General features: G+C 73.9%; 10 protein-coding genes and 1 pseudogene. 8 read left to right on the top strand and 3 right to left on the bottom strand.

The annotated features are described in order from the left end of the window. On the top strand, positions 1-516 hold the full coding sequence (locus tag O7606_RS01560) for a MarR family transcriptional regulator (RefSeq protein WP_281599442.1): 516 nt from the start codon (positions 1-3) through the stop codon (positions 514-516). 3 nt (positions 517-519) lie between these two features. After that, a complete protein-coding gene (locus O7606_RS01565) occupies positions 520-2,334 on the top strand; it encodes a CocE/NonD family hydrolase (protein ID WP_281597180.1) in 1,815 nt (604 codons plus the stop codon). A 15-nt stretch (positions 2,335-2,349) separates the two neighbouring features. Here the strand turns inward: O7606_RS01565 and O7606_RS01570 are convergent, their stop codons facing one another. Next, the gene (locus O7606_RS01570) at positions 2,350-2,553 is read right to left on the bottom strand and encodes a cold-shock protein (protein ID WP_281597181.1); all 204 of its coding nucleotides are present in this window, start codon (positions 2,551-2,553) and stop codon (positions 2,350-2,352) included. A 231-nt stretch (positions 2,554-2,784) separates the two neighbouring features. On the opposite strand from O7606_RS01570, the gene O7606_RS01575 reads away from it, so the two are divergent. Then, the gene (locus O7606_RS01575) at positions 2,785-3,387 is read left to right on the top strand and encodes a VTT domain-containing protein (protein WP_281597182.1); all 603 of its coding nucleotides are present in this window, start codon (positions 2,785-2,787) and stop codon (positions 3,385-3,387) included. Positions 3,388-3,487: 100 nt separating this feature from the next. On the opposite strand, the gene O7606_RS01580 is transcribed toward O7606_RS01575, so the two are convergent. Next, positions 3,488-4,141, bottom strand: a complete 654-nt coding sequence (locus tag O7606_RS01580; protein WP_281597183.1) for an MBL fold metallo-hydrolase — start codon at positions 4,139-4,141, stop codon at positions 3,488-3,490. A 296-nt stretch (positions 4,142-4,437) separates the two neighbouring features. On the opposite strand from O7606_RS01580, the gene rsgA reads away from it, so the two are divergent. The 3 genes and pseudogenes from rsgA (at position 4,438) to O7606_RS01595 (ending at position 9,243) form a co-directional block, all read left to right on the top strand. After that, positions 4,438-5,487: a ribosome small subunit-dependent GTPase A gene (rsgA, locus tag O7606_RS01585; RefSeq protein WP_281597184.1), complete on the top strand. Its 1,050-nt coding sequence runs from the start codon at positions 4,438-4,440 to the stop codon at positions 5,485-5,487. 207 nt (positions 5,488-5,694) lie between these two features. Continuing rightward, positions 5,695-8,589, top strand: a pseudogene (gene uvrA / locus O7606_RS01590) (excinuclease ABC subunit UvrA); the annotation flags it as partial. A 195-nt stretch (positions 8,590-8,784) separates the two neighbouring features. Further along, on the top strand, positions 8,785-9,243 hold the full coding sequence (locus tag O7606_RS01595) for a Rieske (2Fe-2S) protein (RefSeq protein WP_281597186.1): 459 nt from the start codon (positions 8,785-8,787) through the stop codon (positions 9,241-9,243). Positions 9,244-9,306: 63 nt separating this feature from the next. Here the strand turns inward: O7606_RS01595 and O7606_RS01600 are convergent, their stop codons facing one another. Beyond that, complete coding sequence (locus tag O7606_RS01600; protein ID WP_281597187.1) at positions 9,307-12,591, bottom strand: penicillin acylase family protein; 3,285 nt, start codon at positions 12,589-12,591, stop codon at positions 9,307-9,309. A gap of 246 nt (positions 12,592-12,837) precedes the next feature. Here O7606_RS01600 and O7606_RS01605 point away from each other — a divergent pair, with 246 nt between their 5' ends. Continuing rightward, positions 12,838-13,734 carry a hypothetical protein gene (locus O7606_RS01605; RefSeq protein ID WP_281597188.1) on the top strand — a complete coding sequence of 299 codons (897 nt, stop codon included), beginning with the start codon at positions 12,838-12,840 and terminating at the stop codon, positions 13,732-13,734. Between the two features lie 9 nt (positions 13,735-13,743). Continuing rightward, complete coding sequence (uvrC, locus tag O7606_RS01610) at positions 13,744-15,666, top strand: excinuclease ABC subunit UvrC (protein ID WP_281597189.1); 1,923 nt, start codon at positions 13,744-13,746, stop codon at positions 15,664-15,666. Positions 15,667-15,691: the final 25 nt, after the last annotated feature.

Consider the following 15,691-nt stretch of genomic DNA (forward strand, 5'->3'; position numbering starts at 1 on the left):
ATGTACCGGCGGCGCGACACCCGGCGCGAGCAGCTCGTCGCCGAGATCACCAACAACCTCCGGCGGTACGCGGTGGACGCCCAGCACGTCGGCCACGCCTTCGCCGGCCTGCACGGGCTCAACGGCACCGACCTGCAGGCCCTGATCGCGGTGATGGACGCCGAGCTGCTCGGCGACCCGACCACCCCCGGCCGGCTCGGCGAGCAACTCCACCTCTCCTCCGGCGCGGTCACCGCCCTGGTCGACCGGCTGGAACGCGGCGGACACATCCGCCGCGACCGGGGCGCCACCGACCGCCGCAAGATCCTGCTGCGCTACGCCGACCGGGGCGCCGCCCTGGCGATGGAGTTCTTCCAGCCGCTGGGCTCCCGCACCGACGCCGTGATGGCCGGGTTCACCGACGCCGAGCTGGAGACCGTGCACCGGTTCATGGTGGGGATGAGCGCCTCCCTGCGGCAGCACCGCGACGCCGTACGGGCCGCCCGCGCCGAGCCACCCGAGCGTACGGAGGGCTGACCGGTGCTCGACCGGCTCACCACCGACCTGCTGCGGCTGCCGCCCGTCCGCGCCCGGGTCACCCTGACCCGCGACCTGGCCGTCCGGGTCCGCGACGGGGCGGCGCTGCGCACCGACCACCACGCCCCCGACCTGCCCGCCGCGCCCACCGTGCTGATCCGCACCCCGTACGGGCGGGGCGGGCCCGCCCGGCTGCTCGGTCGGCTGATCGCCGCCCGCGGCTACCACGTGGTGGTCCAGTCCTGCCGGGGCACGCACGGCTCCGGCGGCGACTTCGACCCGCTGGCGCACGAACGCGACGACGGCCTGGACACCCTCGACTGGCTGCGCCGGCAACCCTGGTACACCGGCGCGTTCGGCGCGTTCGGCGTCAGCTACCAGGGCTTCGGGCAGTGGGCGCTGGCCGCCGAGGCCGGCGACGAGCTGCGCGCCATGGTGGCGGTGGTCACCGCCTCGGCCACCCGCGACTCCACGTACGCCGGTGAGGCGTTCGCGCTGGACGCCGTGCTGACCTGGGCGGAGCTGATCCAGGCGCAGACCGTGCCGTGGCTGGCCCGGCAGTGGGAGCTCAAACGCGGGCAGCCCCGGCTGACCGCCGGCCTGGCCCACCTGCCGCTGGCCGAGGCGGACCGGGTCGCCACCGGGGTGACCGTCCCGTTCTTCCAGGAGTGGCTGCGCCACCACACGCCCGACGCCGCGTACTGGCGGGACCGGGTCTTCGACGGCCGACTCGCCGAGGTGCGCGCCCCGGTGCTCATGGTCAGCGGCTGGCACGACATCTTCCTGCCCGCGCAGCTCACCGACCACGCCGCCCTGCGCGCGGCGGGCGTGCCGACCCGGCTCACCGTCGGCCCGTGGACGCACGGCAGCCCCGGCCTGCTGCTCACCGCCGTACGGGACGGGCTGGCCTGGTTCGACACCCACCTGGCCGGTCACCACCCGCCCGCGCCCGCCCGCCCGCGCCACGCCCCCGGGCCGGACGTCGGCACCGGGTCGACCACCGGACCTGACCGCGCCACCGCACCTGACCGCGCCACCGGACCTGACCGCGCCACCGGACCTGACCGCGCCGTCGGGCCGGACGTCACGCCCGACCGGCTCACCGAGCCGGAGCATGTCGCCGGGCCGTCGACGGCGGTCGGGGACGCGCCGGTACGGGTATACGTGGGTGGCGCCGGAGGCGGCTGGCGGGAACTGGCCGACTGGCCGCCGCCGACCCGGCTGGCCACCTGGCACCTGCACCCCGGGGCGGCGCTGCGACCCGAGCCGCCGCCGGCCTGCGCGGCGGACCGGTTCCGGTACGACCCGGCCGACCCGACGCCCTCGCTGGGCGGGCCGCTGCTGGTCGCCCAGCGGGCCGGGCCGGTGGACAACCGTCCGGTGGAGGCCCGCCCCGACGTGCTCACCTACACCAGCGACCCGCTGGCCGCCCCGTTGGAGATCATCGGCCCGGTGCGCGCCGAGGTGTACGTGCGCAGCGAACTGGCGTACCTGGACGTGTTCGTGCGGCTGTGTGACGTGGACCGGCGCGGCCGGTCCTGGAACGTCTGCGACGGGCTGGTGCGGATCTGGCCCGGACGTTTCCCGACCGACGACGCCGGCACGACGCGGGTGCCGGTGCCGCTGTGGCCGGCGGCACACCGGTTCGCTGCCGGGCACCGGTTGCGGACGCAGGTCACCGGGGGCGCGCACCCCCGCTACGCCCGCAACCCGGGCACCGGCGAGCCACTCGGGGCGGCGGTCACCCTGCGGGCCGGGTGGCGGGACGTGTTGCACGACCCCGCGCACCCGTCCGCGTTGTACCTGACCGTCCCGTGAGGGCCGGCGGACGCTCTACAGGGGGCGTACGTCGTCCGCCTGCGGACCCTTCTGACCCTGCGTCACCTCGAACTCGACCTTCTGCCCCTCGGTCAACTCCCGGTAACCGCTGGTCGCGATCGCCGAGTAGTGGACGAACACGTCCGGGCCTCCACCGTCCTGCTCGATGAAGCCGAAGCCCTTCTCCGAGTTGAACCACTTGACTGTGCCGGTTGCCATGCGTCTCTCTCCCTGTTCCAGCGGGCGACCACCCACGTGCCGTGGATGATCGCCCCGTATCCTCCCGACACTAACCCGCCCGGCTGGAATACGCGGCCCGAAGTGCCGGGGCGCGCCCGGAACGGTCGGCGGCGGGCCGGCGCGGCCCGACCCCCCGGGGGCGGATCTCAGGGAAAATCCGGGGCCGAAGCCCCATGTGGACCCGGGCGTGGTCGGCATAGCGTGCTCGGTATGACGCAGTGGCTGACCCAGATCGGCGAGTTGCCCACCACCATGCTGATGGGAGTGCTCGGGGTGGTCATGCTCTTCGACGCCATCCCGCTGGTCGGCGTGCTCGTCCCCGGGGACGTGGCGGTGCTGGCGGCGGTGGGGGTGGGGCAGCCCGCCGCGACGTTCGCCTCGTTCACCGCGGTGGTGGCCGGCTGCCTGGCCGGCTGGTCGGTGAGCTTCCTGGTCGGCCGGCACTTCGGCCGACGGTTGCGCGGCAGCCGGGTGGGCGGCTGGATCGGTGAGGAGCGCTGGGCGGCGGCCGAGGGCATCCTGCGCGCCGGCGGTGGCCGGATGGTGCTGGTCGCGCCGTTCCTGCCGGTGTTCAACGCGCTGCTGCCGCTGGCCGCGGGCGGGCTGCGCATGTCGTACCGGCGGTTCCTGGGCTGCGCGACCGCCGGCGCGGCGCTGTGGGCGGGCCTCTACGTGCTGCTCGGCGCGCTGGCCCGGTCGCTGGGCGGCCTGCTGCCCGGCGCGTCGGCCACCTGGGGCACCCTCGGGTTCGGGATGGTATTCGGTCTGGTGGTGCTGCTGGCCAGTCGCCGCCGGCTGCGGGCCACCACCTGACCGGCCCGGCTGTCCGCCTGGCCCGGCTGTCCGCCTGGCCCGGCCGCAGGCAGCCGGCCGGGCCAGACGACCTGACCCGGGTCGCCAGCGACCCGGTCGGCTACCAGCCGCGGGTCCGCCACTGCGGCAGCGCGGGCCGCTCCGCGCCCAGCGTGGAATCCTTCCCGTGGCCCGGGTAGAACCACGTCTCGTCGGGCAGCCGGTCGAACAGTTTGCCCTCGACGTCGTCGATGAGCGCGCCGAACCGCTGCGGGTCCTGCTCGGTGTTGCCCACCCCGCCGGGGAAGAGGGAGTCGCCGGTGAACAGGTGCGGGCCGCCGGCCGGGTCCCGGTAGAGCAGCGCGATCGAGCCCGGCGTGTGCCCGACGAGGTGGATCACCTCCAGGGCGCACTCGCCGACCGGCACGGTGTCGCCCTCGGCGAGGGACTCCGACGGGATCGGCAGCCCTTCGACGTCGGCGGCGTGCGCCAGCGAGCGGGCGCCGGTGGTCGCCACCACCTCCTCCAGGGCCACCCAGTGGTCCATGTGCCGGTGGGTGGTGACCACGGTGGTCAACCCGGCGTCGCCGACCAGGTCGAGCAGCCGGGGCGCCTCGTTGGCCGCGTCGACGAGCACCTGCGCGCCGGTCGCCCGGCACCGCAGCAGGTACGCGTTGTTGTCCATCGGCCCGACCGACAGCTTGGCGATGGTCAGCCGGTCGAGCTCACGTACGGCCGGCGGGCCGCCGGGGGTGACGTCTCCGGTGTAGGTCATGACCTGCTCCACATCCATTCCGGTCGGCTCGGCGCCCCTGCGGTCGCGACGAAGGGACCCTTCCTCTACCCCGGGCGTCAGGACGGCATCCCTCCCCGACGGGAGGCGTCGGGTGCGGCACGCCGTGGACGACCCTAGCCAGCACGGGCCGGCGGCGGCGGAAATCGGTTTCGGCGTGTCGCCGCCGCCCCTTACCGTTCGGTATCGACGCGGGCACGGGCCGGGACGGGGGTGGCGATCACGCTGACCGGAGCACGTCTGCCCGCCGACCACCCGTTCTCCACGATGAGGATGCCATGACTATCGATCTCACCGCCCTCGGTTGGGATGCCGCCCGCGCGGCGGAGCTGCGGCGGGGGCAGCGCCCCGGCCGGGTGGCCCGGGTCGACCGGGGGGTCTGCACGGTGCTCTGCGCCGACGGGCCGGTCCGGGCGAGTCTCGGCGGGTCGGTGCTGGCCGCCGCGGCCCGGGACCGGGCCGCCCTGCCCTGCGCGGGGGACTGGGTGCTGCTGGGCTCCTGGCCGGACGGCCCGGTCACGGTGGAGCGGGTGCTGCCCCGGCGTACCGCGCTGGTCCGGCGGACCGCCGGCCGGGACGCCGAGGGGCAGGTGCTGGCGGCGAACCTGGACGCGGTGGCCGTGGTGGAGCCGGCGCACCCGGCCTCCGACGTGGCCCGGGTGGAGCGGCTGCTGGCCCTGGCGCACGCCTCCGGGGCCCGGCCGCTGGTGGTGCTCAGCAAGGCCGACCTGGCCGCCGACCCGGCGGCGGTGGCCCGCCAGTTGGCCCGGGTCGCGCCCGGGGCGCCGGTGCTGCCGGTCGCCGCCGAACGCGGGACCGGTCTCGACCCGTTGCGCGCCGAGGTGACGCCCGGGCGCACCCTCGGGCTGCTCGGCATCTCCGGCGCGGGCAAGTCGAGCCTGGTGAACGCCCTGGTGGGGGCGCCGGTGATGCCGACCCAGGCGATCCGCCGGGTCGACGGCAAGGGCCGGCACACCACGACGTGGCGGGCCCTGACGCCGGTCCCGGGCGGGGGCGCGGTGCTGGACACGCCGGGGGTACGGGCGGTCGGCCTGCTCGACGGCGCGGACGGCCTGGACCACGCGTTCGCCGACGTGGTCGCCCTGGCGCGGGCGTGCCGGTTCACCGACTGCGGGCACGCGGTCGAGCCGGGCTGCGCGGTCCGGGCGGCGCTGGACAGCGGTGAGCTGACCGCCCGGCGGTGGGAGAGCTGGCGCAAGCTCCAACGGGAGCTGGCCTTCGAGAGCCGGCGTCGGGAGGTCCGGCTGGCCGCCGACCGGCGGGGCCCCGGCTGGCGGCGCGGTCGACGGCACACCGCCCGTCCGTGACCCTCGGTGACGGCTGCCGGTCGGGTGAGTGACCTCGGGGCGGGGTCGGCGTCGCCCGGCTGAGCTGGGGGAATGCGTCGGCGCGGGAAAGTGTCGTACCCCGGGGCTAGAGTTGCCGGAGCGCTCTTCCTGCGCCGAACCGCCCGCTCGGATCACCATCAGAGCGGACAGATCTCCTCATCTCGCCAATCCGGGAGTACACGGACCGTGGTCGATCGCCTCATCATCCGTGGCGCACGTGAGCACAACCTGCGTGACGTCAGTCTCGACCTGCCCCGGGACGCTCTGATCGTCTTCACCGGGCTCTCCGGGTCGGGCAAGTCGAGCCTGGCCTTCGACACGATCTTCGCCGAGGGGCAGCGCCGCTACGTGGAGTCGCTGTCGTCGTACGCCCGGCAGTTCCTCGGTCAGATGGACAAACCCGACGTCGACTTCATCGAGGGCCTCAGCCCGGCGGTGTCGATCGACCAGAAGTCCACCTCGCGTAACCCGCGCTCCACCGTCGGCACCATCACCGAGGTCTACGACTACCTGCGGCTGCTGTTCGCCCGGGTCGGCGAGCCGCACTGCCCGGTCTGCGGGGAGCGGATCTCCCGGCAGAGCCCGCAGCAGATCGTCGACCGGGTCCTGGCGATGGCCGAGGGCACCCGGTTCATGGTGCTCGCCCCGGTGGTGCGGGGCCGCAAGGGCGAGTACGTCGACCTGTTCGCCGAGCTCCAGGCCAAGGGGTACGCCCGGGCCCGGGTCGACGGCGTGGTGCACCCGCTGACCGAGCCGCCCAAGCTCAAGAAGCAGGAGAAACACACCATCGAGGTGGTCATCGACCGGCTCACCGTCAAGCCGAGCGCCAAGCAGCGGCTCACCGACTCGGTGGAGGCCGCCCTCGGCCTCGCCGGCGGGCTGGTCCTGCTCGACTTCGTCGACCTGCCCGAGGGCGACCCCGACCGGGAGCGCCGCTACTCCGAGCACCTGGCCTGCCCGAACGACCACCCGCTGGCCATCGAGGACCTGGAACCCCGGGTGTTCTCCTTCAACGCCCCCTACGGGGCGTGCCCGGAGTGCACCGGTCTGGGCACCAAGAAGGAGGTCGACCCGGAGCTGATCATCCCGGACCCGGAGCGCACCCTGCGGGAGGGCGCGATCCAGCCGTGGGGCACCGGGCACAACCTGGAGTACTTCCTCCGGCTGCTGGAGGCGCTCGGCGACAGCGAGCACTTCGACCTGGACACCCCGTGGCGGGCGCTGCCGGCCCGGGCGCAGAAGACCATCCTGCACGGCTCCGGCGACCAGGTGCACGTGCGCTACCGCAACAAGTACGGCCGGGAACGCTCCTACTACACCGGCTTCGAGGGCGTGGTGCAGTGGATCGAGCGCCGGCACTCCGACACCGAGAGCGAGTGGTCCCGGGAGAAGTACGAGGGCTACATGCGCGACGTGCCCTGCGCGGCCTGCGGCGGCGCGCGGCTCAAGCCCGAGGTGCTCGCGGTGACCCTGGCCGGCAAGAGCATCGCCGAGGTGTGCAACCTGTCGGTGGGGGAGTGCGCCGACCTGCTCGCCGGCATCGCGCTGACCGACCGGCAGAAACTCATCGCCGAGCGGGTGCTCAAGGAGATCAACGCCCGGCTGCGCTTCCTGCTCGACGTCGGCCTGGACTACCTCTCCCTGGACCGGCCGGCCGGCACCCTCTCCGGCGGCGAGGCGCAGCGCATCCGGCTGGCCACCCAGATCGGCTCCGGCCTGGTCGGGGTGCTCTACGTGCTCGACGAGCCGTCGATCGGCCTGCACCAGCGGGACAACCACCGGCTGATCGAGACGTTGGTGCGGCTGCGCGGGCTGGGCAACACGCTGATCGTGGTCGAGCACGACGAGGACACCATCCGCACCGCCGACTGGATCGTCGACATCGGGCCGGGCGCGGGCGAGCACGGCGGCCGGATCGTGCACTCCGGGGCGCTGCCGGCGCTGCTGGACAATCCCGAGTCGGTCACCGGCGCGTACCTGTCGGGACGGAAGTCGATCCCGACGCCGGCGACGCGCCGGCCGCAGACGGCGGGCCGGGAGCTGGTGGTGCACGGGGCGCGGGAGCACAACCTGCGCAACCTGACCGTGTCGTTCCCGCTGGGGCAGCTCATCGCGGTCACCGGGGTCAGCGGCTCCGGCAAGTCGACACTGGTCAACGACATCCTGCACGCGGTGCTGGCCAACCAGATCAACGGCGCGCGGCTGGTGCCCGGCCGGCACACCCGGATCACCGGCCTGGAGCACGTCGACAAGGTCGTCGGCGTGGACCAGTCGCCGATCGGGCGTACCCCCCGCTCGAACCCGGCCACCTACACCGGCGTGTGGGACCACGTCCGCAAGCTGTTCGCCGAGACCACCGAGGCCAAGGTCCGCGGGTACGGGCCGGGGCGGTTCTCGTTCAACGTCAAGGGCGGCCGGTGCGAGGCGTGCTCCGGTGACGGCACCCTGCGGATCGAGATGAACTTCCTGCCCGACGTGTACGTGCCGTGCGAGGTCTGCAAGGGCGCCCGGTACAACCGGGAGACCCTGGAGGTGCGCTACAAGGGCAAGACGGTCGCCGACGTGCTGGACATGCCGATCGAGGAGGCCGCCGAGTTCTTCTCCGCCATCCCGGCCATCCACCGGCACCTGCGGACGCTGGTGGACGTCGGTCTCGGCTACGTCCGGCTGGGGCAGCCCGCGCCGACGCTGTCCGGCGGCGAGGCGCAGCGCGTCAAGCTCGCCTCCGAGCTGCAGAAACGCTCCACCGGACGGACGGTCTACGTGCTCGACGAGCCGACCACCGGCCTGCACTTCGAGGACATCCGCAAGCTGCTGATGGTCCTGGAGGGGTTGGTCGACAAGGGCAACACGGTGATCACCATCGAGCACAACCTGGACGTGATCAAGACCGCCGACTGGCTGATCGACATGGGCCCGGAGGGCGGCCACCGGGGCGGCACGGTGCTGGCCACCGGTACCCCGGAGGAGGTCGCCGAGGTGCCGACCAGCCACACCGGCCAGTTCCTGCGTCCGGTGCTCGGCCTCGACGGGGACGCCCGGGGCGCGGCGGCGGCCACCGACCGCGCGGCGAAGGCCAACGCCGGCCGGGCCGCCCGCAGCCCACGCAAGACCCCGGCCCGCTCCCGGTGACCCGCTCCGCGCGCGACCGTCGCCACCCGGCGCGGCGGTCGGCGGTCGGCGGTCGGTGGGGTGAACCGTCGGGGCCGGTGACGCGTGTCGACAGGTGGGGCCGCGATCATGAGACCGGCCCGCAGCCGAGAGAGAGGGTTGGCGATGAGTGACGACAACGGGTTGCCCGGCGCGCAGACCCGGCGGGCCCTGCTGGCCGGCGCCGGCGCGGTCGGCGCGGCGGTCGTGCTGGCCGCCTGCGGTGGCGACGAGGACCCGGCCGGCCCCGGGTCGGCCGCTCCCACCGCCCCGGACGGCAGCGGCGAGCCGGGCGCGGCCGACGTGGTCGTGCGCGCCGCCGACGTCCCGGTCGGTGGCGGGGTGATCCTGGCCAGCAAGGGCGTGGTGGTCACCCAGCCCACCGCCGGGGTGTTCAAGGGGTTCAGCCCGATCTGCACCCACCAGCGTTGCCCGGTCTCCGCCGTCGACGGCGGCACCATCAACTGCACCTGCCACAACAGCAGGTTCTCCATCGAGGACGGCTCGGTGCGCTCGGGCCCGGCCACCCAGCCGCTGCCGGCGAAGGAGATCGTCGTCGACGGCGACCGGATCTCCCTGGCCTGACGCCGACCGGCCCGGTCCGCCCGGGCCGGCCGGCGCTCCCGGGCGACGGTCGTGGTGGTGCGGTCAGCGCTGGTAGACCGCCATCTCCCAGAGCGAGAAGCCGTAGCTGGTGCCCCGGGTCAGGCCGCGCATCCGGACGTACCGGGCGGTCTGGGCGGGGAACGCGGCCACGTCCGTGCCGCCGTCGGCGTCCGTGGCCGACCAGACGGTACGCCAGACGCTCCCGTCGGTGGACACCTCGATCAGGTACGACCGCGCGTACGCCGACTCCCAGGCCAGCACCACCCGACCCACCGGCCGGGCCGACCCCAGGTCGACGCTGAGCCACTGGTCGTCGGCGCGGGAGCTGGCCCACCGGGTGCCCGGGTCACCGTCGACGGCCCGGCTGGCCGGGTAGCCGAGCTGGGTGCTGGAGGCGGTCGCCGTCCGTCCCCGGGCCAGGTTGGTCAGGTCGTCGCCCCGCTTCGCCGGGAACGAGACGACCTGCTGGTAGGTGGGCCGGTTCTGCCAGGCGGTGGGGGCGTGGGTGATGCCGCCCAGCGGCGACTGGACGATCGCGTCGGCGCACCACTGGTCGCCCGCCGCGCACGTCGGGTCACCCGGGTACGTGGTGGTGGCCGGGGTGGCCGCCGCCGCGCGCAGTGTGTCCAGCAGGATCTGCCGGCACCCGGCGAGGCTCCCGTCGCCGCAGTGCGTCCGGCCCAGCCCGCCGGCGACCGGCTCGCCGAGCACCGACCGCAGGTCCTTGTCGACCCAGCCCCACCAGCCGTACTGGAACGCGGAGCCCTTGTGGTACTGGCCCTCGCTGGCCGAGCCGGGCAGGCTCGACGTGTCGCCCGGCTGGCGCCCGGACGGGGACTCGTTGATCCGGAGCGTGTCCACCAGCGCCTGGTACAGGTCCGGTCCGAGCGGTGCGGCGAACATGCCCCGCACCAGCAGCGGCCACCAGGCGTCGAAGGTGCGGATCGCCTCGGCGTGCTGGTAGACCTTCGAGCCCTTGGCGGTCTCCACCCGCAGCGCGCCGGCCTGCCGCCACGTCTTGAGCCGGCTGATCTCGGCGGCCAGCGCCGCGTCGGCGACGGGTTGGCTCTCCAGCACCCGGATCAGCTCGTCGAGGACCTCGACGCCCCGCAGGTCGGTCAGGCCGGCCCGTTCGACGAGCGTGGTCAGCGAGGCCCGGTCGAACTTCCGTCCGGCCGCGAGCGCGGCCTTGACGGGCTTGTCGAGCAGGTCGCCCCGGTGCACCGCGCCGTAGCTGAAGTTGCCGTCGGCGGCCCCGTAGTCCCTGGCCTGCTTGTTGTTCCAACTGACGTAGTAGTCCTGGTTCGTCGACTGCGGGTGCGCGGCCAGCGGGGTGTAGTCGGCCCGGTTGGTGGCCGGGTCGTAGCCCTGCCACTCGTACGCCGGGTCGGCCCTCATCGGCAGGTTCGGGTTCGCGCCGGGGGCGCGCACCGGGTTGAGTCCCGAGTTGAGGTACGCCGACTCGGTGGAGTTGACGTAGAACCAGTTGAACGCGAACTCGACGTTGCTCGCCGAGGCGACGAAGGCCTGCGCGCTGCCCATCTGGGACGGGTCGTTGAAGAGCTGGAAGCCGATCGCCGAGTCGGCCTCGTGCCGGTACGTCGACCGGAGCTGGGTGAACGCGTGCGGTTTCCCGCCGACCGTGCCGCGCCACGCCACCAGCCCCAGCCTGGTGCGCCGGGCGACCATCTTGTACGACCCCTCGGGGGTGCTGTCGGCGGCGGTGGGCTTCCACCGGTTGACGTGCGACAGCTCCTCCATCGGCAGGCACTGGCCCCGGTACAGGTAGTGGTTGCTGGCCAGGGTGGGCGCGCTGCCGTCGGTGGCGCACAGCGGCACCGCGTACGTGTCGGTGATGTCCTGGTTGGCGGAGGTGGCGCTCCACGCGTAGTCCTGACCCCGGCCGAGCAGCACGTACAGGTTGAGTCCGGCGAAGGCGGCGCCCCGGGCGCTGATCCCGGGACCCTGCAACTCCTGCACCATGAGCAGTTGCGGGGCGAAGTAGCCGGTCTGCGGCCCGAACACGGCGACCGGGTGGCCGCTGGTGGTGTGCGCCCCGGAGATCACCGCCGCGTTGGACATGCCCCGGTGGGCGGGGCTGATGGTCAACCCGGACAGCGCCGCCGCCAGCTCGGAGGCGTCGTCGGCGCCCGACGTTCTCCCGGCCGAGCCGGTGGGGTCGGTGAAGGTCGGCTCGACGCGGGCGGAGCCGGCGTCGGGCAGCACCACGCTGGGCGCGTCCGGGTCGGCCGCGCCGTACGGGAAGCTCTGCCCGTCGTGCAGGGTCAGCACGGTCTCCGGGTCGTTCTGGCCGCGGAAGGCGTTCCACACCCGGTCGCCCTCGGTCGGGCCGTACTTCGCCCGGGCGGCGATGCGGACCAGCGCGGACTGCATCTCGGTGCCGCCCCCGCCGCCGAAGAGGCCGCCGACCACGCCGGCGATGGCGATCAGGTCGGTCATCGTGAACGGCTCCGGGCCGCCCGCGTTGGTGATGGCGTTGAGGTGCCCGGTCAGGACGTACTCGCCGGGGCAGTTGCGGTTGGCCATGCAGACCCCGATGTACGCGTTGACGCCGGCGATGTAGTCGCGGACGTCGGCGTAGAGCTGTTCGCCGCGCGGCCCCTTGGCGCGCAGCGCCTCCACCTGCGCCTGCAGGTCGGCCTCGGTGTAGGGGGAGTTGCGCCAGACGCTCTGCTCCAGGGCCCGGTTGCCGGGCGCGCCACCGGCGAACGGGGTGAGCCGGCCCCGGCCGACGCGCCGCATCAGGTCCATGGTGAACAGGCGGTCCTCGGCGCCGGCGTAGCCGGCCCCGTACATGGTGCCGGCGCGGGTGGCGCCGGTGACGTGCGGGACGCCGGTGGCCCGGTCCCGCACGATGCGCACGTCCGCGCGGGGCGAGTAGTCCCGCTCCACCTGGCCGGCCGGCACGCCGAAGGAGGCGTCGGTGAAAAAGTTGTCGATCTGGTCCTCGCGCAGCCCGGCGTAGCCGTACACCAGGTCGGCGTAGCGGCCGAGCTGGTCGGCGGAGTGCCGGGGCTGGGTGCCGAGGGTCTGGTGGGCGACGATCTCGACGAGGGTGGCGTCGCCGTTCTGGCCCGGCGGCAGGATGTCCGCGCACTGGCCGAGGCAGTAGTCGTCGGCCGCGAAGGTGGTGGTGGCCCTGCCGGCCGCGGCCGTCGTGGGGGCGTCGGCCGTCGCGGTGGCGGTGGCGTCGGCCGTGGCGGTGGCGGCGGTGGACGGCGGGGCGGGGGTGGCGACGAGCAGGGCGGCGACGCCCACGGCGGCGGTCGCGCCGGACAGCAGACGGCGGGCGGTGGGACGGGGCATGGTGATCCTCCGGGGCCTGGGGATCAGGGCTCAGGACGGGAACTACCTGAAGAACTTTCGGTTACCGGATGGTAAGCCGCGTCGCCCGACATTGGAAGGCGTCGATAGTCATGTGTCGCCCCGGCGGGTGGGCGCCCGTCGGGGCGCGCGGGGCGCGCCGGCGTCCGCGGGTTGAGCGGGACCCAAATGCTCGATAGCCTTCGATGTCCTGTGCCCGGTCGGGCCACCGTCGAGAAGGGACGCCGGATGATCCCCGTACGACTGCTCGCCGCCGTGACGCTGCTCGTCGCCCTGACACCCGCGCCCGCGACCGCCGCGCCCGCTCCCGTGGCGGCCGGCGGCGCCTTCTCGGTGCTCACCTACAACGTCGCCGGCCTGCCCGAACCCCTCTCCGGCGGCAACCCGGCGGTCAACACCCGGCCGATCGGCGAGCGGGTCAACGCCTACGACGTCGTGCACGTGCAGGAGGACTTCAACTACCACGCCGACCTGTACGCCACCGACCGGCACCCGCACCGGACCCGCACCAGCGGCGGCGTGCCCTTCGGCAGCGGCCTCAACACCATGTCGAACCTGCCGTTCGCCGACCTGCGCCGGGTGACCTGGAACCGGTGCGCCGGCGCCGACTGCCTCACCCCGAAGGGCTTCACCTTCACCCGGCTGAACCTGGCCGACGGAGTGTCCCTCGACCTGTACAACGTGCACGCCAACGCCGGCAGCGGCGAGCGGGACCTGGCCGCCCGCCGGGACAACCTCGCCCAGCTCTCCGCGTACGTGGCCGCGAACTCCGCCGGCCGGGCGGTGCTCGTGATGGGCGACCTGAACGTCCGCTACACCCGCGCCGGCGACACCATCGGCGACTTCGTCGCCGCCAACGGCCTCACCGACGTGTGGGTGCAGCAGGAACGCGGCGGGGTGCCCCCGGCCGTCGGCAGCCCCGCCCTGACCTGCGACCCGGCCGACGTGACGAACGCCTGCGAGGTCGTCGACAAGATCCTCTACCGCGGCGACGGGCAACTCCGGCTCACCCTGGACCGGTACCACAACGAGCACCAGCGCTTCCTCGACCCGGCCGGCGCGCCGCTGTCCGACCACTACCCGCACGCCGCCTGGTTCACCTGGAGTGTCGGGGGCACGGACTAGGCTCGGAGCGTGGCTGACCCGTCGACCTACCGTCCCGCCCCCGGCACCATCCCCGAGTCCCCCGGGGTCTACCGCTTCCGGGACGGCACCGGCCGGGTCATCTACGTCGGCAAGGCCAAGAGCCTGCGCAGCCGGCTCAACTCCTACTTCGCCGACCCGGTCGGCCTGCACCAGCGCACCCGGCAGATGGTCTTCACCGCCGAGTCGGTGGAGTGGACGTCGGTGGCCACCGAGGTCGAGGCGCTCCAGCAGGAGTTCACCGAGATCAAGCAGTACGACCCGAGGTTCAACGTCCGCTACCGCGACGACAAGTCGTACCCGTACCTCGCGGTCACCCTCGACGAGGAGTACCCCCGGCTCCAGGTGATGCGCGGGGCGAAACGCAGGGGGGTGCGCTACTTCGGGCCGTACTCGCACGCCTGGGCGATCCGCGAGACGCTCGACCTGCTGCTGCGGGTCTTCCCGGCGCGGACCTGCTCCGCCGGGGTGTTCAAGCGGGCCGGCCAGGTCGGTCGGCCCTGCCTGCTCGGCTACATCGGCAAGTGCTCCGCGCCGTGCGTCGGCACGGTCAGCGCCGAGCGGCACCGGCAGATCGTCGACGGCTTCTGCGACTTCATGGCCGGCCGCACCGACACCATGGTCCGCCGGCTCGAACGCGAGATGACCGAGGCCAGCGAGCAGTTGGAGTTCGAGCGCGCGGCCCGGCTCCGGGACGACGTCGCCGCGCTGCGCCGGGCCCTGGAGAAACAGACGGTCGTGCTCGGCGACGGCACCGACGCCGACGTGGTCGCCTTCGCCGACGACCCCCTGGAGTCCGCCGTCCAGGTCTTCCACGTCCGCGACGGTCGGGTCCGCGGCCAGCGCGGCTGGGTGGTGGAGAAGACCGAGGAGCTGACCACCGGCGACCTCGTCCACCACTTCTGCACCCAGGTGTACGGCGGGGAGCAGGGCGAGGCCGACGTCCCCCGGGAGCTGCTCGTCCCCGAGCTGCCCGCCGATGCCGACGCCCTCGCCGACTGGCTGACCACCCGCCGGGGCAGCCGGGTCACGCTGCGGGTGCCCCAGCGTGGCGACAAGAAGGCCCTGCTGGAGACGGTCGGGCGCAACGCGCGCGACGCCCTGGCCAGGCACAAGCTCAAGCGGGCCGGTGACCTCACCACCCGCGGCAAGGCCCTCGACGAGATCGCCGAGGCGCTCGACATGCCCACCTCGCCGTTGCGCATCGAGTGTTACGACGTCTCCCAGATGCAGGGCACCGACGTGGTCGCCAGCATGGTCGTCTTCGAGGACGGGCTGCCCCGCAAGAGCGAGTACCGCCGGTTCGTCGTCCGGGGCGCCACCGACGACCTGTCCGCCATGTCCGAGGTGTTGCGCCGCCGGTTCGCCCGCTACCTCGACGTCCGCGCCGAGACCGGCGAGATCGGCGAGGAGACCGCCGCCGACCCGGACCGCCCCGGCGTGGACCCGACCACCGGCCGGCCCCGGAAGTTCGCGTACCCGCCGCAGTTGGTGGTGGTCGACGGCGGCCAGCCGCAGGTGGCCGCCGCCCACGCCGCGCTGGCCGACCTGGGCGTCGACGACGTCGCGCTGTGCGGCCTGGCCAAGCGGCTGGAGGAGGTCTGGCTGCCCGACGACGAGTTCCCGATCATCCTGCCCCGCAACTCCGAGGCGCTCTACCTGCTGCAACGGGTACGCGACGAGGCGCACCGCTTCGCCATCACCTTCCACCGGCAGCGCCGCTCCAAGCGGATGACCGAGTCCGCGCTGGACTCCGTGCCCGGCCTCGGCGAGGTCCGCCGCAAGGCGCTGCTGCGGCACTTCGGCTCGCTGAAACGCCTCTCCGCCGCGACCGTCGAGGAGATCACCGAGGTCCCGGGCGTCGGCAGGCGCACCGCCGAGGCCATCTTGGCCGCTCTCGGCCACCCCGACTGAGCGCGCCACTGCCCGCTGTCTCCCG

The sequence above is a fragment of the Micromonospora sp. WMMD882 genome, assembly GCF_027497255.1.
In the GTDB taxonomy this organism is placed as follows: domain Bacteria; phylum Actinomycetota; class Actinomycetes; order Mycobacteriales; family Micromonosporaceae; genus Micromonospora.

Coding starts and splice junctions, on each gene's coding strand:
- O7606_RS01560 (WP_281599442.1), top strand. CDS start 1: ATGTACCGGCGGCGCGACACCCGGCGCGAGCAGCTCGTCGCCGAGATC.
- O7606_RS01570 (WP_281597181.1), bottom strand. CDS start 2,553: ATGGCAACCGGCACAGTCAAGTGGTTCAACTCGGAGAAGGGCTTCGGC.
- O7606_RS01575 (WP_281597182.1), top strand. CDS start 2,785: ATGACGCAGTGGCTGACCCAGATCGGCGAGTTGCCCACCACCATGCTG.
- O7606_RS01580 (WP_281597183.1), bottom strand. CDS start 4,141: ATGACCTACACCGGAGACGTCACCCCCGGCGGCCCGCCGGCCGTACGT.
- rsgA (WP_281597184.1), top strand. CDS start 4,438: ATGACTATCGATCTCACCGCCCTCGGTTGGGATGCCGCCCGCGCGGCG.
- O7606_RS01595 (WP_281597186.1), top strand. CDS start 8,785: ATGAGTGACGACAACGGGTTGCCCGGCGCGCAGACCCGGCGGGCCCTG.
- O7606_RS01600 (WP_281597187.1), bottom strand. CDS start 12,591: ATGCCCCGTCCCACCGCCCGCCGTCTGCTGTCCGGCGCGACCGCCGCC.
- O7606_RS01605 (WP_281597188.1), top strand. CDS start 12,838: ATGATCCCCGTACGACTGCTCGCCGCCGTGACGCTGCTCGTCGCCCTG.